This is a genomic window from Paenibacillus sp. FSL A5-0031 (assembly GCF_001956295.1).
In the GTDB taxonomy this organism is placed as follows: domain Bacteria; phylum Bacillota; class Bacilli; order Paenibacillales; family Paenibacillaceae; genus Pristimantibacillus.
Map to the genome: position 1 here is coordinate 122,027 of NZ_MRTD01000004.1, position 26,331 is coordinate 148,357.

At 45.3% G+C, this 26,331-nt stretch carries 21 protein-coding genes; 6 read left to right on the plus strand and 15 right to left on the minus strand.

The window, feature by feature from the left end:
* Positions 1–144: 144 nt before the first annotated feature.
* The gene (locus tag BK120_RS08960; RefSeq protein WP_076267160.1) at positions 145–2,190 is read left to right on the plus strand and encodes an RICIN domain-containing protein; all 2,046 of its coding nucleotides are present in this window, start codon (positions 145–147) and stop codon (positions 2,188–2,190) included.
* Positions 2,191–3,329: 1,139 nt separating this feature from the next.
* Here BK120_RS08960 and BK120_RS08965 read toward each other — a convergent pair.
* Positions 3,330–4,082, minus strand: a complete 753-nt coding sequence (locus tag BK120_RS08965; protein ID WP_076267161.1) for an SDR family NAD(P)-dependent oxidoreductase — start codon at positions 4,080–4,082, stop codon at positions 3,330–3,332.
* A gap of 162 nt (positions 4,083–4,244) precedes the next feature.
* Here BK120_RS08965 and BK120_RS08970 point away from each other — a divergent pair, with 162 nt between their 5' ends.
* Positions 4,245–4,928: an HAD family hydrolase gene (locus tag BK120_RS08970; protein WP_076267162.1), complete on the plus strand. Its 684-nt coding sequence runs from the start codon at positions 4,245–4,247 to the stop codon at positions 4,926–4,928.
* A gap of 315 nt (positions 4,929–5,243) precedes the next feature.
* A complete protein-coding gene (locus BK120_RS08975) occupies positions 5,244–6,572 on the plus strand; it encodes an FAD-dependent oxidoreductase (protein ID WP_076267398.1) in 1,329 nt (442 codons plus the stop codon).
* 97 nt (positions 6,573–6,669) lie between these two features.
* On the opposite strand, the gene BK120_RS08980 is transcribed toward BK120_RS08975, so the two are convergent.
* Positions 6,670–7,638 carry a glycoside hydrolase family 43 protein gene (locus tag BK120_RS08980; RefSeq protein ID WP_076267163.1) on the minus strand — a complete coding sequence of 323 codons (969 nt, stop codon included), beginning with the start codon at positions 7,636–7,638 and terminating at the stop codon, positions 6,670–6,672.
* 234 nt (positions 7,639–7,872) lie between these two features.
* On the opposite strand from BK120_RS08980, the gene BK120_RS08985 reads away from it, so the two are divergent.
* A complete protein-coding gene (locus BK120_RS08985; protein WP_076267164.1) occupies positions 7,873–8,787 on the plus strand; it encodes an ArsR/SmtB family transcription factor in 915 nt (304 codons plus the stop codon).
* Positions 8,788–8,825: 38 nt separating this feature from the next.
* Here BK120_RS08985 and BK120_RS08990 read toward each other — a convergent pair whose 3' ends face one another.
* The 11 genes from BK120_RS08990 to BK120_RS09040 form a co-directional block, all read right to left on the minus strand.
* Complete coding sequence (locus BK120_RS08990) at positions 8,826–9,224, minus strand: alpha-L-arabinofuranosidase C-terminal domain-containing protein (protein WP_076267165.1); 399 nt, start codon at positions 9,222–9,224, stop codon at positions 8,826–8,828.
* A gap of 226 nt (positions 9,225–9,450) precedes the next feature.
* Positions 9,451–10,431: a carbohydrate ABC transporter permease gene (locus BK120_RS08995; RefSeq protein WP_076267166.1), complete on the minus strand. Its 981-nt coding sequence runs from the start codon at positions 10,429–10,431 to the stop codon at positions 9,451–9,453.
* 5 nt (positions 10,432–10,436) lie between these two features.
* Positions 10,437–11,315 (minus strand): carbohydrate ABC transporter permease, encoded by an 879-nt coding sequence (locus BK120_RS09000; protein WP_076267167.1) that lies wholly within the window; start codon positions 11,313–11,315, stop codon positions 10,437–10,439.
* 2 nt (positions 11,316–11,317) lie between these two features.
* Entirely contained in the window at positions 11,318–13,684 is a 2,367-nt protein-coding gene (locus BK120_RS09005) for a DUF5696 domain-containing protein (RefSeq protein ID WP_076267168.1), read from the minus strand.
* Between the two features lie 9 nt (positions 13,685–13,693).
* On the minus strand, positions 13,694–14,311 hold the full coding sequence (locus BK120_RS09010; protein WP_076267169.1) for a YIP1 family protein: 618 nt from the start codon (positions 14,309–14,311) through the stop codon (positions 13,694–13,696).
* Positions 14,295–15,794 (minus strand): NHL repeat-containing protein, encoded by a 1,500-nt coding sequence (locus BK120_RS09015; RefSeq protein WP_076267170.1) that lies wholly within the window; start codon positions 15,792–15,794, stop codon positions 14,295–14,297. Before BK120_RS09015 ends, BK120_RS09010 begins: the two co-directional genes overlap by 17 nt.
* 13 nt (positions 15,795–15,807) lie before the next feature.
* Entirely contained in the window at positions 15,808–16,668 is an 861-nt protein-coding gene (locus BK120_RS09020; RefSeq protein ID WP_256710834.1) for a carbohydrate ABC transporter permease, read from the minus strand.
* A 6-nt stretch (positions 16,669–16,674) separates the two neighbouring features.
* A complete protein-coding gene (locus BK120_RS09025; protein ID WP_076267399.1) occupies positions 16,675–17,634 on the minus strand; it encodes a carbohydrate ABC transporter permease in 960 nt (319 codons plus the stop codon).
* Positions 17,635–17,636: 2 nt separating this feature from the next.
* Complete coding sequence (locus BK120_RS09030) at positions 17,637–20,642, minus strand: extracellular solute-binding protein (protein ID WP_076267171.1); 3,006 nt, start codon at positions 20,640–20,642, stop codon at positions 17,637–17,639.
* 159 nt (positions 20,643–20,801) lie between these two features.
* Positions 20,802–22,223: an ABC transporter substrate-binding protein gene (locus BK120_RS09035; protein ID WP_076267172.1), complete on the minus strand. Its 1,422-nt coding sequence runs from the start codon at positions 22,221–22,223 to the stop codon at positions 20,802–20,804.
* Positions 22,224–22,873: 650 nt separating this feature from the next.
* On the minus strand, positions 22,874–23,812 hold the full coding sequence (locus tag BK120_RS09040; RefSeq protein WP_076267173.1) for a hypothetical protein: 939 nt from the start codon (positions 23,810–23,812) through the stop codon (positions 22,874–22,876).
* Between the two features lie 189 nt (positions 23,813–24,001).
* Between BK120_RS09040 and BK120_RS09045 the strand changes: the two genes are divergently transcribed.
* Complete coding sequence (locus BK120_RS09045; RefSeq protein WP_076267174.1) at positions 24,002–24,499, plus strand: DinB family protein; 498 nt, start codon at positions 24,002–24,004, stop codon at positions 24,497–24,499.
* A gap of 86 nt (positions 24,500–24,585) precedes the next feature.
* Here the strand turns inward: BK120_RS09045 and BK120_RS09050 are convergent, their stop codons facing one another.
* Positions 24,586–24,786 carry a copper ion binding protein gene (locus BK120_RS09050; protein WP_054023077.1) on the minus strand — a complete coding sequence of 67 codons (201 nt, stop codon included), beginning with the start codon at positions 24,784–24,786 and terminating at the stop codon, positions 24,586–24,588.
* Between the two features lie 23 nt (positions 24,787–24,809).
* Positions 24,810–25,163, minus strand: coding sequence for a metal-sensitive transcriptional regulator (locus tag BK120_RS09055; protein WP_076267175.1), 354 nt, complete (start codon positions 25,161–25,163; stop codon positions 24,810–24,812).
* Between the two features lie 184 nt (positions 25,164–25,347).
* On the opposite strand from BK120_RS09055, the gene BK120_RS09060 reads away from it, so the two are divergent.
* Positions 25,348–26,292, plus strand: a complete 945-nt coding sequence (locus BK120_RS09060) for a DoxX family membrane protein (RefSeq protein ID WP_083681775.1) — start codon at positions 25,348–25,350, stop codon at positions 26,290–26,292.
* Positions 26,293–26,331 lie beyond the last annotated feature (39 nt).

Genomic DNA, 26,331 nt, shown 5'->3' on the forward strand with positions numbered 1-26,331 from the left:
AAACTTCTGCATTTTCATTCAACTTCTATCATTCCAGCGTTTTTAAAGCACAGGATATACTAACTTTAGTATATATTTAAATACTAATATATTCTATAATCCGTTTTGAAGCGCTTACAAAACAATAAGAGGAGATGGTTTCACATGTTTGTCCAAAGCAAGGTTAGAATAACCGCTTTATGGATTGGCTTGCTTCTTATAATCAGTATTCTGCTCCCTGGTTTTCAAGCTTTTGCAGCTCCTGGATTAGCTTGGCCCTCAAATACCGCAACCGTATTCACCCCTCAAAATGGCGGAGTATGGTATCCACGGCTGCTAAAGCTGAATAATAACGATATTTTAGCCTCTTTCGATACGAATGCAGGCGGGGGAAATACAAGAGTCATGCTTTCTCGCAGCACGGACGGCGGTCATACCTGGTCTCCTGCCATACAAGCTGCAGCTGATTCCAGCGGTAATGTAGGTAATGGCCAAATGCTTCAGTTGCCGAATGGCGAGATTTGGCTATCGTACCGCCTTGTTGTGCAATCGGGTTCGATTTATAACACTTACCTAAAAACCAAAAAAAGTACCGATGGCGGCAGCACCTGGTCAGATTTAACGAACGGCCAAATCGGATCTGCCACAGCAAACTCGTTCAAAGGATTATGGGAGCCGCATCTACAAATGCTTGGCAATACAATAGCTGTATATTATGCGGATGATAGTCCTGCCACTGTAGGCAATACAGGCCTTCAGAAGCTTATTATGAAAACATGGACCGGTAACGGCTGGAGCGGCGAAATAATTGTCAGCGACGGCGTTGCCGCAGGCTCTAGAGATGGAATGCCAGTTATTACCCAAATGGCTAATGGCCAATACCTCCTAGTGTTCGAAGCGACCGACGTCGCAGGTCATCCTTTTGTTATAAAATATAAAATATCGTCGGATGGTTATAACTGGAACGTTCCTCGTCAAACCCTTTATGTCCCTTCCAAAGCCGGAAAAAAAGCTGGTGCGCCTTTTGTTGTTAAGCTTGGAGATGGCCGCTTGCTTGCTTCTTTTCAAACGGACAATGACAGTACGAATACCGGCGACGCATTCTCCTCCATGTACACGATGATTAGCGCAGACAATGGTGCAACTTGGCAATATCGGACTAATATTTTCCCAGTAAGCGACTCGACCAGCTCCAATTGGAATGCCTTGCTGCCCATAGATTCTACTCACGTCCTTGCAGCGACGAGTGCAGACTATCCAAGCAGCGGAGTGTATATTCGATTTGGTCATGCAGTTACACCATCGAACACAAATCTAGTAACAAATTGGAGCTTTGAAACGGCAAATGTAAGCGGCTGGACGACATTTGGCGATGATTTCCCCGCTCGAATTAAAGTACATGGCACAAACGATGGTGTCGGTGTACCCGCCGCCCAAGGCAATTATTTTATCGGACTAGCCGGAACGAGCGGACCTGCATCGGCTTATGTTGGCCAAACGATTAGCGGGCTTGATAATGGCAGCTATACGCTGCGTGCGTATATGCGGAGCAGCGGCGGGCAGAATTCTTGTGTAATGGAAGTAAAAGATTTTGGCGGAACGTCGCGGCAAACCAATTGCCCCGTAACCACAGCTTGGACGCCGGTTACCCTCTCGAACATCGCAGTTGTAAACGGGCAGGCAACCATTGGCTTTTTCACATCAAACAGCCAAACGAGCCAATGGGTCGATATTGACCGGGTTGAGTTTACTCGCAACGATGTCTACAATGGTGTCGTTTCAGGCGGTGTATACAAGCTTATCAATACAAATAGCGGCAAAGCGCTTGAGGTGGATGCTTGGGGAACAACGAATGGCTCCAATGTGCAAATTTGGACGGAGGGTGCGAATCAGGCAAATCAGCTCTGGCAGATTACGCATGTCGGGGGCGGAGCATACAAGCTCATTAACACGAACAGCGGCAAAGCGCTTGATGTCAGCGGGGCAGGAACAGCAAACGGCACCAATGTTCAAATCTGGGATTACGCGAACTCAGATAACCTGCATTGGAAGATCATCGACACAGGGAGCGGTTATTTCAAGCTTATCCACTCACTCAGCAATAGAGCGCTGGATGTCGCTGCTTCTGGCACAGCCAACGGATCAAACGTTCAAATCTGGGATGATCTCGGAAACGGCGCCCAAAGATGGAAGCTTGTTCGCGTTAGCTGATGAGGCAACCCCTGTTTGTTTTATTAGCATAAAAAAGAATTCAATACATGGGTTGGTTGGCCTAGAAGGTAAAAAGCTTATCGGACATTTCATCACCGTATTAACACATCGTTTCTTTTGTGCTCTTTCCGGCAACAACTAGTCTAAAATAGGTCACCTTTCTATCCACGAAGCGTTTGGAAGTGGAGTCCTATCTAATTGTGTAATATGAAGGATTGCATAAAAAGTAAGCCATGAAGTAAATACTCATCTCGCAAAAGCTGCCTAAACCATTCTAGAGAGGAGTATTTATTCATGGCTTCATTTCAGGTTACACTAAGTTTAGGTCACCAATGATGCATCCCAGAGCTGTTTATCGAAGAGTCTCGGGACGTAGGCGTAACAGTTATAGATGGGGTTTCACACATAAGCATGGACTTCGCACCTTTTTAAAAATTGATCTAGAAAATAGCCTTATTTTCGCTCATCACCCACGATAACGCTCAATATGAGCCAATTCAGCAAAAATAAGACTAAAATATAGTCTTATTTTTATCAAACGTACCCTTCTCACCAAAATAGAGCTAGAAAATAGTCTTATTTTCGCTCTTCACCTTCGATCTAGCACGTTAGGAGCCTATTCAGCAAATATAAGGCTAAAATATAGTCCTATTTTCATCAAACATTCCCTTTTTACCAAAATAGATCTAGAAAATAGTCTTATTTTCTCTCATCACCCACGAAGAAGCTCAATAGGAGCCAATTCAGCAAATATAAGGCTAAAATATAGTCCTATTTCATCAAACATTCCCTTTTTACCAAAATAGATCTAGAAAATAGTCTTATTTTCTCTCATCACCCTCGATGATGCTCAATAGGAGTCAATCCAGCAAAAATAAGACTAAAATATAGTCCTGTTTTCATCAAACGTGCCCTTCTCACCAAAATAGAGCTAGAAAATAGGCTTATTTCAGCTCCTCTTAGTCAAGTAAAATCACTGCTTTAAATAAAGCAATGGCAGTCTCAAAAGCAGATAAACTGCTTTTGAGACTGCCTCTTTTTGTTAAACAAATATACTCCATACGGCGCTGGCTCACTACGAGATCTGCTCCAACTCCTCCGCCCTATGCCATTACACTCGCTCTACATCGCCCGTCAAACTACTCCTCATAAATCATTTTTCTCGTCATACCGCCATCAATTGTGATGTGGGTTCCGGTTACAAAATCATTTTGAGGGTCTGTTAGATACAAACATGCCCGTGCAATATCCTCCGGTTTACCTACCCGCTTAGACGGATGCTGCTCATGATCCACTGGGCGCAGCTTGCTGTAATCACCCGTTTCGATCCAACCTGGACATATTGCGTTAACCGTAATATGATCTGGGCCGAGCGATACCGCCATCGCGTGGGTTAGCGAGAGAATCCCACCTTTGGATGCCGCATAGGCTTCTGAATTCGGTTCTGACATCATTGCTCTCGTAGAAGAAATGTTTACGATAGCTCCGCCGCCGGTTGTCCGCATCAACTTGGCAGCCTCACGCGTACAGACAAACGTCCCGCGCAGGTTCGTATTCACAACGCTGTCCCATTCATCAATGGATAGGTCGTATGGCGACTTCCATATGCCAAACCCCGCATTGTTTATGACGATGTCTAATCTCCCGACAATCATTTCCAAATCACGCAGCATTTTAATAATGTCATCAGGTTTGCTCATATCGGCAGAAAGGGATAAAGAATCATAACCTGCCTCTTGCAGCAGCAAGCCGGTCTGCTCCAGTCCTTCTTCGTTTTTATCCACTAATACAGGCAGTGCTCCTTGTTCCGCATAAGCTAGTGCAAGCGCTCGTCCAATACCAGCTCCAGCGCCTGTTATGAGTACAACCTTATCTTCGTGTGCTGCTTTCATTTTGAATGCCTCCTTAGCGTGCCCTTTTACCTAAAGAGTTTAAAGCAATTCGAAGCAAAATGAAAATCCCATCCGCTCGCCCTCCATGAAGAGGACAAATACATCAGTATCACGAAATAATAGGCAACAGAACGATGGCACAATTAATAATAAATTTGAAAAATGGAGCTGATCACCCTGAACACCAGAGCTATCTTTTTCGATTTATTTGAAACGTTGATAACTGAATTTACGGATGGCAAGCGCACCATCAATAGATCCACGGACGATGCTGCACTTCTCGGCATGAATCATGGCGATTTCAAGAAAGAATGGCGCAAACGTCAAGAAGCAAGAATGACCGGACAATATGTTAACTTCATTGAAGTGATGAGAGACATTTTGGAGAAGCAGAATTTGCCTTACAACGAACAAGTGGTGGAGCAATTGTATCGAACAAGAATCGATGAAAAGCAGGCTCCATTTTTAACAATTCAGCCAGCTGTTCTTGCCATGCTGAAAGAGCTGCAAAGCAAGCACATAAAAATAGGGCTTATTAGCAATTGTACAGAAGAAGAAATTCGCCAGTGGCAAGCTAGCCAGCTTGCTCCCTACTTTGATGATGCCCTCTTCTCGTATGAAGTTGGCTTAGCCAAACCAGACATTCGTATATATCAATTAGCCTGTGAGAGGTTAGGCGTATTGCCCGAAAATGTAGTATTTGTAGGCGATGGAGGATCTAATGAGCTAGATGGCGCATACAACGCTGGCTTAAAAGTTTTTCATGCTTTTTGGTTTAATACCTACATAACAAGCCCCTACACGAAGCTGCTCCATCCTGATCATTTAATAGCTCATTTGCCATAATAAAATAGAAGCAAAAAGATACTTTGACGATTCACAGCCGCTGCTCTGAGTTTATTATCATCTAATCGTATGGATAAATGGTTACTGTGGAAGTTGTGGACAAAACGTGTCAAATAATCTGAAAATTTAATTAATATTGTAAAAACAGCTTGAACACCCCTTGTCAATTTTCTCAAAAGCGAATATGATAAAAGCAATCAAAGGTTGTGAATCTTTTCACACTGTATAGTATATTGTGAATTAATTCACGTTGTAAGGGCGGCTGCCATAGCAGACTACCCTCTACACATCCCATAGGAGGCGTTTTTTATGACGATGAACATTGCTGTTATTGGCTGTACACATGCAGGAACGGCTGCAATTAAACAAATGGCTGCACTTTACCCGGAGGCCAACATTACCGTTTATGAACGGAATGACAATATCTCGTTTCTATCGTGCGGCATCGCACTGCATGTTGGCGGTGTAGTAAAAAATGCTGAGCAGTTATTTTATGCTTCGCCCGAGCAGCTTGCTGAGCTTGGCGTGAAGACGCATATGCGACATGATGTGCTTGCAGTAGATACGGATGCCAAACAAATTGAGGTCCGCAATCTTGTAACTGGCGACGAATTTACTGAAAGCTATGATAAGCTCGTCGTTACAACAGGCTCGTGGCCGATTATTCCGCAAATGGACGGCATCGCGCTTGAAAATATCGTTCTTTGCAAAAACTACAACCATTCGAAAGAAATCATCGAGAAAGCAAAAACAGCGAACCGCATTGCAGTTATCGGAGCTGGCTACATCGGTATTGAACTCGTAGAAGCATTTGAACAGCTTGGCAAACAAGTAACCTTAATCGACAATATGGAACGCATTTTATATAAATACTTGGATCGTGAATTTACAGATGTTACAGAGCAGGCGTTGATTGATAAAGGGATAACGATCGCAACTGGTCAGACGGTTACTTCGTTCAAGGGCAGCGAGGGACATGTAACGACGGTCATCACGACAGCTGGCGAATATGAAGCGGATCTCGTCGTACTATGCATCGGCTTCCGTCCTAACACTGAACTGCTGAAAGGCCAAGTAGATATGCTTCCTAACGGCGCGATTATTGTGGATGATTATATGAGAACGAGCAAATCGGATGTATTTGCTGCTGGCGACAGCTGCGCCATTCACTATAATCCAACAGGGCAAAACGCCTATATTCCTTTAGCCACAAACGCTGTCCGCATGGGAACGCTCGTTGCCAAAAACCTGATGAAACCAACGGTCAGATATCTCGGAACACAAGGCACGTCGGGCATTAAAATTTACGATTATAACATTGCATCGACTGGTTTAACGGAAACAGGCGCGCTTGCTGCGGGAATGAATGTGAAAAATGTCACAATCATTGATAGCTACCGTCTTGAATTTATGCCTACCTTTGAGCAAGTGACTTTAAAGGTCGTATATGAAGCGGATAGCGGCAGAATCGTTGGCGCACAGGTGTTATCGAAGGTTGATCTTACCCAGTCGATTAATACGTTGTCGGTTTGCATCCAGAACGGAATGACAATGGAGGAATTAAGCTACGTCGATTTCTTCTTCCAGCCGCATTACAACAAGCCATGGAACATGCTTAACCAAGCTGGTTTGCAAGCTGTATAATTTTATAAAAGCTGCAAGGATGGCACTCTGCCATCCTTGCAGCTTTTTTATTAAAATAACAAAAGCCGCCCTTATACAGGCGGCTCTTGCCTATTCACTACAAATTATCAGCCGGCGGCTTCCCGAAATGAGGGGTCCCATCGACGTTCCACGTAAATACCTTGGCGCGGGCGTGACGATTGGGATCAAATAACGGATCACCTTCAATGTCCTTGTAGCTGCGAGCATGATAGATCAAAATATCCTGTTCCCCATCCTCAGACACGGTGAAGCTGTTGTGCCCTGGCCCATACTGACTATTTTCCGGGCAGCTTGTAAACACTGGCGACTGCGTCTTCACCCATGATCGCGGATCGAGCAAGTCGCTCGTATCGTCAGCTGTCAATAAACCCATTGCATAGTTATGATTGGTGGCGCTGCCGGAGTAGGTCATAAATATTTTCCCTCCCCGCTTCAGGACAGCCGCTCCCTCATTTACCATGAAACCAATGACTTCCCAGTCGAGCTCCGGCTTCGTAATCAATACCTGCTTGCTCTTCAACGTCCAAGGATTGCTCATCGAAGCGATATACAAATTTGTATTGCCTTGAATGGCTGGGTCTTGCTGCGCCCATACTAAATATTGCTCGTCATTATGCAGGAAGCTTGTCGCATCAAGCGAGAAAGAATCCCAATCCGTAATGATCTGGCCCCTCTCCGTCCACTCGCCCTCAAGCGGGTTAGCCGAATCATTTTCAATAACATACATGCGATGCCTGAATGGCGCATCTGCCCTTGCGGCAGCGAAATATACATACCATTTTCCAGCGATAAAATGCAGCTCAGGTGCCCAAATATTGTGGCTCATTGGACCCGAATCGTGTTTTTTCCATACCACAACCTGCTCAGCAGCAGTAAGTCCTTCCAGCGTTTGTGCTCTTCGCAGCTCAATCCGATCATACTCCGGCACGGAGCCTGTGAAATAATAATACCCGTCTGTGTGCTTCACAACCCACGGATCTGCTCGTTGCTCGATTAACGGATTTCGCAGCTGCTTCTGCGACTGTTCAGATGCTTGTGTGCTCATGTTTCTCTCAGTCCTCCAGCTAATATTTCTATTTTTATAAAATAACTTCATCGATTCATTACTATAAATACGAAGGGTTCCAGCGGTCTAAATATAAATTGTCAACGTTTCTCTTTGCATATAAAATAGATAAGATATATCAGAATAACATTTTCATTAACGAATTCGACTTCATATTTTCAATCACCAGCTGTAAGGCAAATCCAATGTTAAAAAATTGAGCGGAGTGAACGTATGAAAATTGATATTTCAGATACTCATTTACCCATCTATGAAGCATTAGCCAGCGATGTAAGGCTTAAAATCATACAACTGCTTGCTCTGCAGGAGATGAACATCAAGGATCTCGCACAAGCGCTCGAGCTGAGCAGCCCCATTATGACGATGCATGTGAAGAAGCTCGAAAAAGCTGGTTTAATCAGCTCCGAGATGGTTTCCAGCAGCGGCGGGACCAAAAAAATGTGCAAACTTATCACGGATAGCATTGAGATAGATTTCCCGTCAACACGGCGCCCAGCGCTTCGCACTTATCATGAATCCATCATTTCCATCGGTCACTACACCGACTTTGAAGTGGAGCCTACCTGCGGCCTCGCTACGACTGCTAAAGTCATTGGCATGTTCGATGAGCCGCGTTTTTTTCTCGATCCTGATCGTATCAATGCCAGAATCCTTTGGTTTAGCAGCGGCTTTATTGAATACAAAACAGCCAATTTTCTATTGAAAAGCGAGAAGCCTACTGAGCTCGAAATATCGTTTGAAATTTCCTCCGAGGCTCCTTTTGCTAATGACAATTGGCCTTCGGATATTTCCTTTTACTTAAATGACACCAAAATCGGCCTATGGACGAGTCCTGGCGACTTCGGCGGTAAACGAGGAAAGTATACCCCCGATTGGTGGTGGGATGAAATTAATCAATATGGCCTGTTGAAGGTGCTGAAGATTACGCAAGCCGGAACCTTCATCGACGGTCAGCAAATTTCCGATGTTACCCTTGATGATGTCAGCATATTAAGCAAGCAATGGAAATTTCGCATAGCTGTCGAGAAGGACGCCGAAAATGTCGGCGGCGTTACGTTATTCGGCTCTGGATTTGGCAATTACAATCAAGACATCGTCTTTAAGCTTTATTATGAAAGGAACGAATAAGAGCTAGCGGCGCGAGCTGCTAGCTCTTCATCCCCTTTTTACGGTAAATTTTTCAGCCTAAAGATTGTAATGGATTGTTGCCCAAGCTCAAGCTTAAATTTGTTAGACAACCCATCGACAGCCTGCTCCTTAGGCAGCACGGCCGCTGGCATCGCAAACGAATTCTCCACAACCATATCCGCTTGGAGCGACAGCTTCGTTCCATGCGGGGCTATCGTTTCCCCCTTTATTTCAATAGACGCATTCACTGTATAGTCATTGGCATTTACGATTTTCAGAATGATCTCATCTGTTTTCTCATCTCTGCCCGCTATGAAATAGAACGGCTCCTCACCTTGTTTACCGCCGCGTCCCGCCTCGTACGATTCGCCGCTGCGCATGCTAATTGAAGCAGGCAGTACCGAGCTCGCAACATGATGGCTGAACATTTGCTGCAAATTAACTGGAAAAACTCCTGCTAATATAGTGCCATCAGGGGCGTTATTCTCACTTAGAAGGAATTTCTCCCGTTAATTCCTATTATTTAAGCCAAAAGAGGCTTCCATAGTTAAATTAACGGGACAATTTCCTGTTGTTTCTCACTTATCCCGGCATTTCAGAAAATTAGCTGGAGAAATTCCAGTTAGTTTCACTTGGATGCTGGATGTTAGATGGTGTCTCCTACTATTCACCTGCGATACCGGAACGCTCGACGCTCTCGACGAAATAACGCTGCGTGAACATATACAAGATAAGCACCGGCAGGATCGTTAGCATAACCCCAGCCATAACTTGGTTTTGCAGCGTCGGCGCCATGCCGAGCGTACCTGAGGATACCGAGCTGGATGCCTGTTGAAGATCCAGATTCGCATTGCCGTTGAAGAAGGCCATATTTTGCGCCAGGTTGAAATACTCTGGAACGAGTAAATACATATTCGGCTCAAACAGGTCATTCCAGTGCCACACGACCGAGAACAGGAAGACAACCAGCATGGCAGGTTTCGCGAGCGGAAACATAATCATCCAGTACGTCCGGAACGCACCCGCGCCATCGATTCTTGCCGCTTCCTCCAGCACATTCGGCAGCGTTCGGTAAAATTGAATAAAGATAAGGACGAACAAAGAGCCTTTCAGTCCGTGTCCAAGCAGCGCCGGCACAACGAACGGCAGATGCGTATTTACCCAGCCCAAGTCGAGGAAAAAGGTAAACAACGGTACAACGATCGTCTGCGGCGGCACAAGAAATGTAAATACAACCATCGCCAGAAACAACGCTTGACCGGGAAAACGGTAACGTGCAAAGCCATATCCTACAATTGAACAGCTAACGACTTGAAGCATCGCGCTGCCAAATGAAATGATGGAGCTGTTCAGCAGTCCCGGCCAGAAGTTGATTTCCTCCATCGCGATCGAATAATTCGTTAGATTAAACTGCTTCGGAATCCACTGAATCGTAGCATCCGCCACATCCTCCGGCCGCATTAGCGATTTTGATACCAGATAAAGCAGCGGATAAACGAAAACAAACGCCAAGCTGAGAATAACGACATAATAGAAAATCGTTCCGATTACGCCGCGTCCGCGCTTTATCCAAGTAATCTTCCAGACCTCTTCCGCTTTGCCTTGAAGGTCGGCATATTTTTCGGTCATGCTAGGTGAATTCATGCCCTCTACCCCCTACCTTCGGTTGCTGACAAGCTTTTGCGGAAGATGAAGAATACGACCGCTAGCACAACCGAAATCACAATAAAGTAAATCCAGCCCATTGCCGAGCCATAAGCGTAATTATTCGTTTTGAACACATTGTTCATAATGTGATTCATAATTTGGTTATCTGTTTTGGTGAACGAGTTGACGACGCTATAAAGCGTGTTGACGAACAGCATCGGCATAATCATCGGAAACGTAATCTTCCAGAAGCTTTCCCATTTTGTCGCGCCATCACATTTGGCTGCTTCATATAACGCCGGTGAGATCGTCTGCAAACCCGCGATAAAAATCAATATTTGCACGCCCGAATCCCACATGACGAGGGTTAAAGAATCTGCATATTGAAGCAGCGGGTCCAAGATGCTGTCCGGTATAAATGCGTTTAGCTTGCTGTAAAGATCATATTGATAGAAGATCGGGAGCTGAGCAGCACCCTGCTCCAGGAGCTCCCTCAAGATGGCGCCGGAAGCGATAATAACCGGCAGAAAGAATATGCCGCGGAACAACGTACGACCGCGAAACGGACGATTAAGCAGCAATGCACTAAACATCGCAAAAATTAGAATAAGCGGTACCTGCGTCAGCATCGTTGTCAGCGTAGCTTGCAGCAGCGGCACAAAATCGATGTCTGTCGTAAAGGCAGCCCGGTAATGGGTCAAACCCGTGTAAGATGCCTTTAGCCCTGCCTTCGTAACCTCCAAATTGTTAAGCGAATAATAAAGTGATTTGCCAAGCGGAATGACCATGAACAGTAAGAAACCGACAACCCATATGGAAATGAACGAGTATCCCTCAAAGATGTGGCGGCCTCTCATCGAGAGTCCAAATTTTTTGCCCATGCTCATTTCCCTCCGTTTCGCATGAAATATCCTGCCGCAGGAATAGATAAGCCGTCAACCGTTGCTGAAGCACTGCCATAATTGACAATAACCTTTGTTCCATTCGCATACGTTGTTTGGTATACGTTATTGCTCAACTTCTCATGATCAGCAATCGTCTGATTAGCAATCGCTTTATAAATAGACTCAAGATCGTTATATTGCTGAACGGCATCATCAATCCATGTCCTATATTCGGAGCTCCATAACCGATCCTCCAGCGTTCTTTGAAGCTTCGTCGTAGGCTCATAAGTCAGTTCTAGACTAGGCAGCGCACCATACTCTACCATCCGAAGCAGCTCGTTCTGAGCATCATTTCGCAAATTGATTGGATTAGCCGTATAAGGCACCAGCCCGCGTACCGCAATCTGATAGAAAGGAACCGTCTCGTCATTGTAAATAAAATGGCTGGAATCAAGCGGTGCTCCGCTAATGCCATCAATATGCCCAAGCATATAAGCAAATCCGTAATCGACTGACGCTCCGCCGGTAGTCTCCCGAATAGCATCCGTTGCTTTCACCCAAGCTGATGCTGTCTCGCCGCGCGTTGTCAGCGACTTCGGATCGATATCGGAGTACAATGTATTTCCCCAAAAGCTAAGATGGACACCAGAGATGCCAAGCTTAGAATAATCCTTCAGCTCTTTGTTCAGATGTTTGCTGATGACACGCTCTGGCTTCATCCAATAGTAGAGTCTGCTGTCGTCATTCCATCTGCTGCCAATATAATAGTCCGTACTTGGCGCTACTTCACGATCCATGCCGCGAATGGCGTCTTTTGACTTCTTCATGCCGTCGCTATCCGCGATTGCGCGAGCATAGTTTGCTTCCAAATAAAGCGAAACCCCTTTATTAGCGGCATAGGCGGCAAGATCCTTCAAGTCCTTTGCTCCGCCCAGCTTCTTCTCCACTGGAAAGTGATCCGGCTGATCGCCATATAGACCATCATCAGACCATCCGGAAAACGTAAGCTCTAAATTCGCGATTCCTTTTTTCTGAAAAGCATCAATAATTTCACGTGCTTGATCGAATGTCGTCATCGAAATGAACGTATTGCCAAGCACCTCATCACGCAAAATACCGCCAAGCAGCTTCACCTTAAAGGGAACTGCCGTTTGCTCCAAAGGCTTAACTCCTTGCTCTTCTTTCAGAAATTTGCCATATGCCTGTGCCATTCCGACATAATCAGCTTCCTTGTCTTGAAGCAGTACGTAACGCAGCTGCCGATCGCCTTTGATCCAGTTGCCTTGGAAAAATGGGATTTCACCCGATGTCCCGATGAAAATAACATCGCTCCAGCGGTACACGAATTCCGCCGACGTCCGGTAATAGGAGATCGCGCGGATGCCTGACGGCGTTCCATTAATCTTCGCATCGTATTGACCCTTCGTTATGATACCGAGCGAGCCTATATCGTTGCGGTAATTGCCGAATACCGGCAGCGCAACCATTTCTTTTGGAGCAAGCTTTTGCCGCCACATTTGATCAATATTCGTATGTGATTGCGTAACATAAGCCGGGTCGGCGCCATAGATCATTTCGGAGTAGCCTGCAAAATACTGCGGATGCTTCGCGCTGTATTTCATAAGCGCGCCGGAGCCGTCCGGCAGGAAAATCGCTCCTTCCTCCGTATCCGCAGCAGCGTTCCAGAATGGCAGCGGCTCAATACTTACAAACTTTGCTTTGCCCGCTTCCTTAATGGATGCTTCCGGAATCGACAGCTCGAAGCCTTTCTCATTCAAGCGATATTCAATCGCAAACTCCAGCTTTTCCTTCACGAATTGGAAGGTTACTTTCGCCCCGCCGTCGATTGTCTCGATCTTCAGCTTGTTTTCCTTTTCCTTTGCCAAATACGTTTGTACAGTATCCGAGCCCTCTGTATACTTCACATGAACGGCCGCATCCATAAACTTCTTGTTATTAGGCATCGTCGTTCTAGGAAGCTGCGGCGTCCCCAGCCATTCTTTCTTCGTTCGCTTGTCAACGAGGCGAACATTGCCTGTTTTATCGTCGATGTACATCTTGTAGCTGTCATTCTCCGCAATCTGCTTTGTAGCCGATACAGGATACAGCTTCACTTCGCCTTGGTCAACAGGTTCCGTTGTCTCTGCAGCAGACTCTTCTACTGGAGCCTCCGAAGCAGCAGTTGAATCCGAAGCCGCTGCGGCATCTTCATCCGTGGTCGCCTCCGACGCAGTCGCAGTTGCACTCTTGCCCGCGTCTTCCTCTGCTTGAACACGGGTTTCGCCTTCCACGCTCCCGAAGTGAGGGAATATGCTGACAACGAGCAGCAATGCCACGATAATAAGCCATTTTCGTTGTTTCCTCATCTCGTCCACCTACCTTCGGAAGTTTATTTCTTTGAACATGTCGATTATAAAGTTAAGGAGTTGATTGATTAAGCCAAACATCAGAATGCCAATAAACCAAATAATTAATATGCCGACGATGCTCAGCACCGTAATCCAGATCATTTTGCCAAGCTCAAAATCATGAACGATTCTTACCTTAAGCAAGAGCAGCCACCCTACCCAGTAAAGAGTAAGATTGATTAAAAACGAATAAATAGAGCTTTCATCAAGCGCCAAAATATTGGTTAGCAGCGTGATTGGGATAATAAAGATCGCATAAGGAACCAGCGCAAATGCACTGCCGACAAACACTTCCTTAAATTTCCCTTCCCCTTCAAGAATCGCACTGACGCCCCAGTTCGATATCGTCCACGTTACCCATGGCACAACGATCCAGATCAACTCATGCACAAACGAGATCTCATACGTTTCTCTCGTCTCGAACGCATACCCCGTAATTAGAATGGCAACCATTCTCGCGATATAAGCCAGTGCGACGATGAATAACGCTTGCCCCCATTTAATGCGGCCCGGCTCCTGAATATCGTGGTAAAAATCGATCGGGTGCACGAGCACCTGCCGCATCATTTTAAACGTTGCGATCATAAGGCACTCCTCCCTTCACCTGAACCACTTTAGCCGACTTGCGGTCTTTCAGCATCGCAGAAGCTCTGCGCCAAACAAAAGGGATGATGTAGCGCAAAAGCACGATAAGCACGATAATGGCTAAACATATCCATGCAAAATGCTCTCTAATATATTCCTTTCGATATTCCTTAAAAGCGACCGAGTAATCGTAACGCGATCTTGCCAGCTCAAAATACTCCATAGCTCCCTTATAGTTTTCCGCTTTATAGAGAGACTTGCCGATTGCAAGGTAGGCTAGATCAAAGTTTGCATTCAAATGCAAAACCTCGTTCCACATTCCCTCCGACTCTTTGTATCGTCCATCAACGAATAACCGCGATGCGTCATGCACCAGATCTGCAAACGGCGTCGTACGGAACAAATCGATGCGATTGCGTCCTTTATCGACCACATACACCGTGCCGTCTGCTGACTGATCAAGGCTTGATGGCGTTATAAACAAGCCGTTCTGATCGCCGAGCCCTCCGAACACGAACAAGAAATTCCCGAGCTTATCGTACTGATAAACTTTGCTGGACTGAAGGTCAAGTGCAGTGATAACACCGTCCTTATCTACAGCTAGATCAAGAAACGACGGTACTTCGAAAGGTCCAGCATCAAAACGTCCACCGTATCTCTTAGGAACAATATTGAGCGTATCCACACCAACAGGCGATAAACGCTTTAATTGGTTCATTTCTGTTCCAAGTGTGGACGTGTAGACGAAACCTTCCTCATCCTGCACCGCATTGGAGAACTCGAGCGGCTTAACAACCGACAATTTTGCCTTCTGCTCCTCCGTTGCAACGAGCTTAACGAACAATCTGCTCCAGCTGAAGCCTACATGATTCGCACCATAAAACCCTTTAAATTGCCCGTTCGGATCAATTTGAATGAGGCCCTGTGTGTTTCCGTCACTTACGACAAACATGTAATTCCGCTTATCCACGAGCAGCTTTGATGGAGAATACGAGAAAGTTGCTCCGAGCAGCGGACTTTCAGGCTTGCCGAACTGCTTCTGGAATTTCCCGTTTTTATCAAAAATAGCGATTCGTTGGTTTTTGGTATCAGCTACATAGATGGTTCCATCCTGCTTCACGTAAACGCCTTTTGGCTCGTTCAGCTTGCCGTCGCCTTCTTCGTCGCCGATAATGTTCAGCACCTCATGCTTCCCATCCAAATGGACGACCCGGCTATTTCCTGTATCCACGATATAGATCGTTCCATCGTCAGCAAGGAAAATATCTTCGGGTGAGCTAAATGGTCCAGATGATAGGTTATAACCGTCAATTGAGCTCTCATACATGTACCCGTTGATCGAGTGAACATCTTGGCCCAGCTTATTTCTCGTATACCCTTCATATGGAGAGGCCGCGAACGTTTGAACAGGTAGAGCTGTAACTAGCATCAGTAAAGCGATAGCTGTACTGACAACGAATCGGAATATCGTAACCTGCTTCATCCCGGTTGTCCTCCTACTCTTTCAGACCTGAATGCGCCATCGTTTGCAGCACTAAGCGCTGCGTTACGATAAAGACGATTATCGTCGGCACAATCATCAATAAACTTGCCGCGGCAAGCGTGCCGACACGCGCAACGACGCCGTATCCACCGCTTAACGTCTGGATTGCCAGCGGCAGCGACTTCATATCCTGATCGGTCGTATAAACCATTGCTGGGTATGGATCATTCCAGGCTGATATGAAGCTGAATAATGCAAAGGTCGCGATGGCTGGCTTCAGCATCGGCATAACGACAACCCAGAACACCTTCCACTCGGATGCACCGTCCATGCGTGCTGCCTCCAGCAGGGCATCCGGAATTTGGCGCAAAAACTGCGTCATCAGAAACATCCCTATCGGAGCCGCCAAATATGGCAAAATCATCGCCCAATACGTATTAATCAAACCGATTTTGCTAATGAGCAAATATTGCGGAATTTGCACGACCATCGGCGAGAACATAATTGCAAGCACGACCATGTTGAATATAGCGCTGCGAAACGGCATATTGTGCTTCGCCAGCGGATACGCTGCCATGGCCGATACGAGAATGCCAAAGCCAACAATACAGGAGCTGATCAGCAAGCTGTTAAAAATAAACCTGGAGAACGGAACGCTTGTCGTTCCCGTTATGAGCAATAGATCGCGAAAATTGACTAATGTCGGATTGTTCACGAAAAATCGCGGCGGAAACAGGAACAGCTCGCTTGTTGGTTTAAAGGCTGTAGATACCATATAAACCAGAGGGGCAAGCATCAAGAGACCGAACAACGTTAGAAATAGATAAAGGAAAAACCCTCCCCAATCCTTCCTGCCTTTCACTGCGCCAGTCATATCGGTTCAGTCCTTTCCTAGCCATTTGAATATGAGACGGTTTAGTCCGATCATCATGACGAACAGAACAACCGCGATCGCCGCAGCGTAACCCATCTCAAACTTGATAAAGGCATAATCGAATAAATGTGTCAAAATCGTATGGCCTGCATAAAGCGGACTCGGCAATCCGACGAGCTGCACGCTGACATCAAACACGGTCAATGAGCTAACAACCTGAAGCACTGCGCCGAACAGCAATTGCGGCTTTACGGATGGAACTGTAATATAAATGAGCTGCTGCCATCTATACTTAATTCCGTCGATTTCCCCGGCCTCGTAAAGATCCTTCGGTACGTTCTGAAGTCCGGCTAGGAAAGCCAAGAAACCTACCCCCATCGACATCCATAGCGAGACGATGATGATAACAGGTACAATTGAATTAATATTTTGCAAAAATAAATAAGGCTCGTCGATAATGCCCAGCTTCGATGCAAAATAGTTAAGCAAGCCTTTGCGGTCGCCCGCAAACAAGTAGAGCCATACGACCGACATCGCCGTAGCGCTCGTAATGGACGGCGTGTAATAACAAAGCGTATAGAAGAAGCGGTATTTTTGCGGAATTTGGCTGATGAGCCAAGCCAGCAAGAACGCCATCACATAGCCGACCGGCCCTGTAATGAACGCGAATTTCAACGTAATGCCAATCGCCTTAAGGAAAATATCGTCATCGACAAACAACAGCTTGTAATTGGAGAGACCAATAAACTTTGGCGCCTCCAGAATGTTGTAATAGGTAAAGCTGAGTACAACCGAAGTGACGACCGGTACGATCGTAAACAAGGTGAACAGGATAAGAAATGGAGCGAGAAACAGGTAGGAAACCCTGTTTCTCTTCATTTCATGCCACAGCAAAGACAATTTGCTCGGTTTGCGGAGGCGCTCCGCTGCCGGAGTGACCACGGTTGCCGCTGAATCAGTGTTCATTTTCACGGGCTGTCGCCTCCTTTGGAAGTTGCTTGACTGGAAGATGCAGGCGCATCATTTAAACCAAATTCCTCGCGCTTCTTGCGCAATTCCTTATCGATTTCCTTAACGCCTTCCTCCACCGCTTCACGCGGTATTTTGCCATTCAATACGATTTGGTTCCAAATATTCGCGATATGTCTGGTCGTGTAGTAACCGCCAATGACAACCTCGCGCTCCTTGAACCATTCCCACTGCTCGAGAATCGCGTTAATATCAGAGGATTGCCACGGCATACGCTTCAGCGCCTCGATATTAGCGGTGTTCCATCTTGCTTCTACGCCAAGCAGCGCTTCAAGCTCGGAGCCGAATCTTTCCTGCGTATCTGCACTCGTCCACCATTTCAGAAATTCCCATGATTGTTCTTTCATGTCGGTATCTTTGAAAATCATGCCCGTTTGCGCGAGGCCGCCAGTTGAACGGTTTATTTGTCCATCCTCTTGCGGGGTGCCCGGCATCGGCTTCATGCCCCACCAGCCTGTAAGCTCCGGCGCTGCAGTGGATAGCAGCACATAAGTAGAATAGTCCGCTACCCCAATTGGCATTTCGCCGGAACGGAAACGGTTATAGAAATCGGCTTGCTTCGAAATTTTAAAGTTCGTGAACAATCCTGTCCAAAGCTTAAATGCCTTCATCGCCTCTGGCGAATCAAGGTTCGAATATTTACCGTCTTCACGGTAAAACTCGCTGTTTTGCTGGAACAGGAACGGCGCAAATTCATTAATCGCAAGCGCCGGATTATTCGGAGCATGCGGGTAGAAAAAGTCCATTCCGTTTTGCTGCAAGATCGGAATAAGATCCATAACCTCCTGCCAAGTGTCTGGAATTTCAGACTCGGAAATGCCCAGCTGCTGCAAAATATCTTTGCGATAGAACAGCATGTTGAAATTTTGATTTTCTGGCAAAGCGTAGCTGCCGTTATTATATTTATAAGGAATAAGTGCACCTGGTCTGAAGCGAGCGGCTACTTCATCGTAATCGTCGTATTCCTCCAAGTTGACCAAACCATTGCGCACAGCATAATCAATTGGAATCTCACCTTCTACGCCAAGCGCAACATCTGGCGCTAGACCCGCCGTACTCGCTAGCAAGAGCACTTGCATCTGCTGAGCCGGAATCACGTTGACATTTACTTTGATGCCTGTTTCTGTGGTGAAATCCTCATCAATCATTTGCTTAATAATGTCGACCCAGTCGCGCCCTCTCGCTACCCAAACGTCCAGCACCTTCTCGTCTTCATACACGTTGCCGATACCGCCATAGTTTTTCGTAAACGAGCTCGTAAAGTCGTAAATCATCGTACCCGTTCTAGCCAACCAGCCTGCATCAGGCTTCGGCCATGCCGTATCTGGCGATTTAATGATGAGATAATCAAGCAGCAAGCTCTGCTTGCTCAGACCATTCACCCATGTCCCAAGCGATGCCTGCAAATCATTGAATTGCAGCATGCGCCCTGGAATAGAGGTTGTGTCTTTAGACATGCTGAGCAGTACGTCGCGCGCTTCGTATAGCGGACTTACTTCAGAGCTGCCCTTGTCAACGCCCAGCTCATAAAGACCTTTGATCGTATCGTCGAAGCTCTTGGCCATAAGCTGCAGGCGTTGTACGAGATTCGCGATATTTTGCTCCAAGCGCCAGTCGCCATTCGGATCGGGGTTCGTACCCGTAACTTGAATAACCTCACGGCCGAGCAGTGACATTTTGCGTGTCGTATCTGTAACCGTCTCGAGCATACGCCCAAGCGCACCGACCTGAACTTCCATTCGAATCGTATGCTTGCCCTTTTCTAGATAATAGAGATAGGGCTCTTTGCTCTCGCTGTCGCCGCCGAACTTAGCAACTTGGAACTCTGCCTTATAAGGAAAAGAAATTTCATTCATTTCTTTAAATGGCAGCTTGCCGTCAATCGTTACTGTCCGCTGTGTTGGCATTCCGTTAAGAAACCACTGCCCATAACGTGCTCCGATTTCATACAGACCACTTTCAGGCACCTCAATTTCCCATTCCGCCCACTGTCCGCCCGTTCGCCAGCTAGCGCCGCCGAACGTGTTAAGTACAATAGAATCTTTTTTGAATGGCTCTGTTAACGGCTCGCGATCCTCGATACGCTTCAGCGTCGGATCGGATTTTAAGGTCGACAGCTCGGCCTGTGCCTTAATGAGCTGCCCTGCCGTTTTCTTGTAGCCCTTCTGTTCATATGTGCTGGCAACCTCGGCGTAAGTCGGTACCTTGACCGGCGAGTAAATGTCAATTTTCCCAATTGCCGCAGGTTCCCTAACCGCTTGAAGGCGCAGCGTATGCTTGCCCTTAGTCAGATAGAAACGAAACGGCTCGTACGTTTTGCCTTCTGCATCACGGAATTCCCGGTATTGCCAACCGAATGTCTCTTCCCTTCGCGGATTGAATTCATTATTCTGATTGTCAAACCATGTTTTTCCGGCTTCCTTCCACATCCTTTGGAATTCCAGCTTCTTCGCTTGGAAAAACGGATATTTTCCGTCAATTTGCAAGCTGCGAACGACGGATGAGCGCTTGCCCTCCATCGCGTAATAGCTCATTCCCATTTGATAATAGCCATCCTCCGGCACTTCAAAGGAATAGTCCGCCCAGCTGTCCTCATCCATAAGAGCCAAGGCTTGACCTGGCTGATCACCTAAGCCCGAAACGATTTGTGTTCCTGACTCGCTGATTCCCTCATAATCTGTAGAAGACAGCGTGATGCTGAAATCCGTCGTATCCGACGCTCCTTGTTCACTCCAGCTGTCTACATATTTATTAAAAGACGGCTCCAGCTTACTGCTGGCGTCTTCACCTTCCAAAATTGACGATTGATCGATTCCAGCATCCAGCGCAATTCCAGCCATCGCATCATCGTTGTAGCCCCTTGAATTATTCCACCATAAAAAGAAGCAGACTAATGCGGCAATGACAATCAATGTTACCTTATACTTGCTTAGTGAGCGGATCACCAAGGAGCACCCCCTTGCCATACTAGCGTAAACGGCTTGCGTCATTTAAAGCAGGCGCAGCTATCGTTTCGCGATAAATGTTAAAACGTATAGTTGTGTTATCATGCCGAATCATCCTTCAATGAAGGATGATTCGGTTTTCTGATAAAGGAAACAAAATTATTGGGCGAGCTCTTTAATCAGTTTTTCCTTTTCAGCCTTCAGCTTGTTCTCAATGTTTTCTTGCGTTTGCTGAATGGCTGTTTTTGAATCAACGTTTTTATCAAGTGCGGCTAATACACCTTCAACCCATAAAGGCCATGCTAAACCGTCAAGACGAGTAAAACGTCTAATAGGAATGAGGCTTGCAAGCTCATTGTAGAACTTGTAATCCTCTTGGTCGCCGAGGTAAGGATTTGTATGTGACAGGTACCATTCTTGGCTTGTAATATGCTTGTAATCCGGTTGAACCGATTGTTCAATCCATAGTTTCCACGCTGCTTCGGACGTTGTAATAAATTCTACGAATGCCCATGCTGCATCTTTATTGCTGCTTTGTGAAGGAATGACGAATGTCGATCCGCCCATACCTACGTTAAGCCCAAAAGGCATTGTTGTAGCTTTCCATTTGCCTTTTTGATCCGGGAAGTTGATTTCTAGATCACGTGCGCCGTAAGTTCCCGCTACGTACATTGGGGACTCGCCTTTTTTCACGCGCTGCTTGCCTTTGTCACTGTAGATGCCGTCATGCGGAGCAATTTTCAATTGGTTAACTTGTTTTGAAATATCGAGGAATTTTACGAACTCATCCGTGTTGCGAACCCAGTTCATTTCGCTGTCGTAGTATCCAAGTGAATCGCCTAACCAGTGAACGGGTGAATCACGCCATTCCATGGAATACTTTCCGTTTGCTTTCAACGTTTGAGCTAGTGTGAAGAAGTTGTCTGGATCTTGAATGTATTCGCCAAGCTCGGCTGGATCAGATGGCAAGCCCAGCTCTTCAAAGATGTCTGCACGATAGTAAGTTACAGCAGGTGTAACATCCCACGGCATACCTAACAATTTGCTGCCGTCAATGGACGACCAGCGGTTCCAGTTATACTCCGATACAAGGCTTTGATATTTGCCCGCATCATATTGTGGTTGAAGCAAATCCTCCAGCACATTTCCTGTGCTATAGCGTGTAAATTGGCCTTGCTCAACAAGTGCAACATCCGGTGCTCCTTTGCCAGCTGCCAAAGTCGTTTGCAGCTTATCGTGCAAATCTCCGAACGGTACAAAAATCGTTTTCAGCTTAATATTCGGATAAACTTCATTAAACGCCTTTTGAAGCGCAGCATCCTTCTCTTTGTTGTCAAGGAACGTCCAGAACGTTACTTCACCTGCAATCGACGAATCAATGGAGGACTTGGCAGCCCCGCCATCAGGCTCAGAATTATTAGCGGCCGGCTCATTTGTAGACGCTTCCTTATTGCCTTCCGTATTCGCAGGCGTATTCTCTTTACCATTATTAACCGAGTTTTTACCTGCACCGCTGGAGCATGCCGTTACGAGCATAATAAGAGCCAACATAAAAATGAAAGTGCTTGTTAACTTTTTCATTTAAAAAAGCCTCCTCCGTAATTTTGAATAAAGCGTTTACATTTTAACCCTTAAACGATATAGTCATTAATGCCTTGCTTGATTATGGTTCATAGATGAGTAAACAGTGTTTAACACATTTGTTAATCAGAAGCATTTTTTGCAGGCATCAAAAACAATTTCTATTTTTTGTTTCTCTTGCTGCTATGACTCCCTCTAGTTATCAGCATTGTAGAGCTTAAACAACTCCAGCTTACTTTCACTGCTCGGCTTCTGTTTTGAATCAAACATAAGCAGCTCTTGACTTAACAGCCCAGTTTGCTTATATTCTAGTTAATTTATTAACCGTATAGCGCGAACCTATATTATTGCATTAAAACATACGTAAACTTATTTAGCTCAAGCTTCACCTCCATGAGAAATAACCATTATGTTAATTGATTAATGATTATGTTACATGATTTAGTTTAACACGTATTTTTACGTTTTCAAGTACTAAAATTCGATTCAAGCAAAATTTTCGTTCAACTTTTTTCAATGCAGAATCACATTTTTATTAACAATCTGCTTATTACCCGCTGGACTGCCTCGTTTTTCATGTTTAAGCACAAAAAAATCACCCATTTCTGAGTGATTAGCATTTATATAAATATTTAATGTTGATCAATTCTTTACTCTGCCTCAATCGTAAACGGAACAATAAATGTTTTTCCTCCACGCTGAAATTGTCCCCAAATTTTATATAACCCCGGTTCAGGGAAACGAGTGGAGAATTCAGCAGTCGGTCCACTTCGGTTGTCATCCTTCGGATGGACATGCAGGTAACGGCTCATGTCCTCGCTCAAAATAACAACATGTCCGATAGCCCCTAAGTAAGGCTGTAAATCAGTAATCGGTTCTTTCGTTTTTTCATCGCTTAACGTGAATATCAAATCTGTCTCTTGATCGGCTTTAAATGAGGAAATCTTCAAGGAGACAGCAATACTATCAACGATTTTTGTTAAGTTTTTATCCTTCTTCAGCGGCCCCTGAGCTTGTTTTGCTCCAGACACCTGTAGAAGGGAGGTAACTGTCATTTGCGGAGAACCTGTTGGAATAAAATCTGCGTACAGCTTATAGTTTCCACTCTTGTTGAAGGATGCAGCTACCTCGAACTTACCTTTTCCTTTATACTCCGGATGAATATGCATGAAGTCCTTCAAATCCTCGCTTACGAGAATGAGATGCATGAGCTTCTCATGATTGACATCATATTTTTCAATCGCCTTTCCCACTTGATCATAAAGAAACAGCTCGATATTTGTTTCTTCCCCAGGATCAGGACGCACTGGAGAATAACGCCATTCCAGCTTAATATCGGCTGCTGACATTTGTTTTAAGTCGTTGTGGCCGCTATGATTTTCCGAAGTCTCATGTTCTATCTCATCACCCTCTGTTTTAGCAGTGTGACCACGATGTTCATCTGCGACAGCAGCATTGCTCACAGCATGCTGGGAATGCTCACTCCCTGCCGGACTTCCGCAGCCCGCCGCAAGCAAGCCAAGAATTATGAATCCCGCAGCTACTGTCCGCTTCTGATATTTTTTTGAGTGCAAAGCCGATTTATTCATAACCATTCACCTCATGCTTTAAAATCTAATCTCATCCATTATTGCCCATCGGCCTCAGCCTCAATCCTGCTAACGGACGACAGTAAACGTTATCCCAGTGCTTAGAATATTGTAATAAATAGTACCAAGTCATAGTACCTTGTTATATGATTATAGTAGATATTACCATCCGCTTAAGGAGAGGATCAGATGGATGATTTTAATAAGTATTTATCTACAACTAGAGAGAATTTGTTAAATGAAATATCATTCCTAAATGACGATGAATTCAATCGTACATTTGAAACTTCAATGTGGAGTATAGCTCAGGTTTGCCATCATTTATTGAAAACGGAAAATTTGTTTAGAAAGGCCATTTTATTCGGGATTAAGCAAAAGATTTTATCCAAAACCGAACGTCAGCCTATTGAGATTGTGTTGGATAAGTCGGTGAAGTATCAAGCTCCCCAAATTTCAGAACCTGATTCAGGACCATTTCAAGTATCACAGATCATTCAATTATTAAGCGAATCAAGAATTAAATTAATGGATGTTCTTGTTAAGATTGAGGATAAATCTATTGTGGAGGAAATAGCAGTGAATCACCCGAGGTTTGGCAACTTGCCATTAGATCAATGGATCGAACTGCTATATTTGCATGAGCAGCGGCATACCGAGCAAATTAAAGATTTAAAAGCACTTCTTTAATATAAACGTTACATTTATTGCTTTCATAATAAACGAAATCAGAACCAAAAAAAGAGGGGCTGCATTCAGCCCCTACCTGCTTTATTTTATACGATATCGTAGCCTTGATCCTCGATCGCTGCTTTTACTGCCTCTATCGTAACCTTCGATTCGTCGAAATCGACCGTTACTTTCTTGTTTGCCAAATCTACCTTGCCTACCGCTCCTACATTTGCAACGGCCTTCTCAACCGAACTGACACAATGACCACATGTCATGCCCTCTACCTTCAATACTGCGTTTGCCATCATTAAAATCCCCTCTCCGTCTATTATTTCATTAGTTTGTTAACGGTAATGAGCAATTCATCGATAACTTCACTTTCGCCTGCTTGAATCCGTTCAATTACGCAGCTTCGCATATGTCCTTCAAGCAGCAGCTTGCCGACACTGTTCAGAGCGGATTGTGCTGCGGCAATCTGATTAAGCACGTCATCACAATACGTATCCTTCTCTATCATCGCCTTAATGCCCCTAATTTGTCCTTCAATTCGGTTCAAGCGCTTTGTTAAATTGTCCTTCATTTGTGAGGAGTGATGACTCTTCCGCGGACCATTTGGGTCGCAGCAGTCATCCGGTGGATGGGAATGCTCATGACTCCCATCGATTATTGCTTCATTGTTCATTTCGCATACCTCCATGGGGTATTACTTAATAAATTTATAATATCATACCCCTTAGGGGTATGTAAATACTCTTTTCAATAATGTAAATTTATCCCTTATATTACACTTTTATTCTTTTCTCTAGTATGCTACGATCATCCTCGTGTTCATCCTAAACCACATCGAATCGGAGGAATATCAGTTAATGGATTATTATGCACATGTCAAATGGTTTACAGACATCATCGCGGAGAAACAACCGCTTGCCGCCATTCTTTCTCCTTTTTTCATGAAGCTGGCAATGATCATCACCGTTCTGCTCGCCGCGCTAACCAAGTTCCTTCCTGAGTTGTCGAGCTCAAATTTATCTACAAAGGTGGATCGCCAGCTCGTTAAGCTCCGGCGATATTCCTTACCCATCCTAAAGTACGGCACAGCTGCTGCTCTTCTCATTCAAGCAGCTTCCGGAACACGCTTCGCACTGGAATTTAAGCTTACAGACGGCTGGCAAACGATCCTCATGTGGGCTGCAATCATATTACTGCTTATTCCGCGGCACTATGCAACAAAAATTGGTGCGCTTGTGCTGCTCGTTCTGTTCATTGAAACAGGCATTGAAGCCGGAATATTTCATATGCTTGATTATGGTTTTTATTTGGCCATTATCGGCGCCTTGCTGCTCGAGCGGACCAAACAATCCGAATGGGGATTCCCCCTTCTCTATTTGGGAACAGGCTTATCGCTTTGCTGGGTCGCCGTAGAGAAATGGATTTACCCGACAATGGCAGAGGACATTATTATGAAACATCACGTACCCACGTTTGGTTTCGATACCTCACTATTTATCGTCATGGCTGGTTTTATTGAGTTTGTGGTCGGTTATTTACTCGTAATCGGTATTTTAAACCGAATGTTGTCTGTGGTGCTAACCTTCATTTTCATCTCCGCAACGATGCTATTTGGCATGAAAGAGCTGATTGGTCATTTTATGATTCACATCGTACTGCTTTTGTTTATCATCGAAGGCGCTTGCATTTATAAGAAACCGCTCTCCGTTTATCGCACGACCTTCACGCAAATGGTGTTTGTTCCGCTTAATTTTATTTTCGTACTGGCTACCTACCTCCTCCTGTATTACCGCTTCGCTTAACTCTTATTGGAAACATTCCGAAGCCCGCTTTTTTTTCGT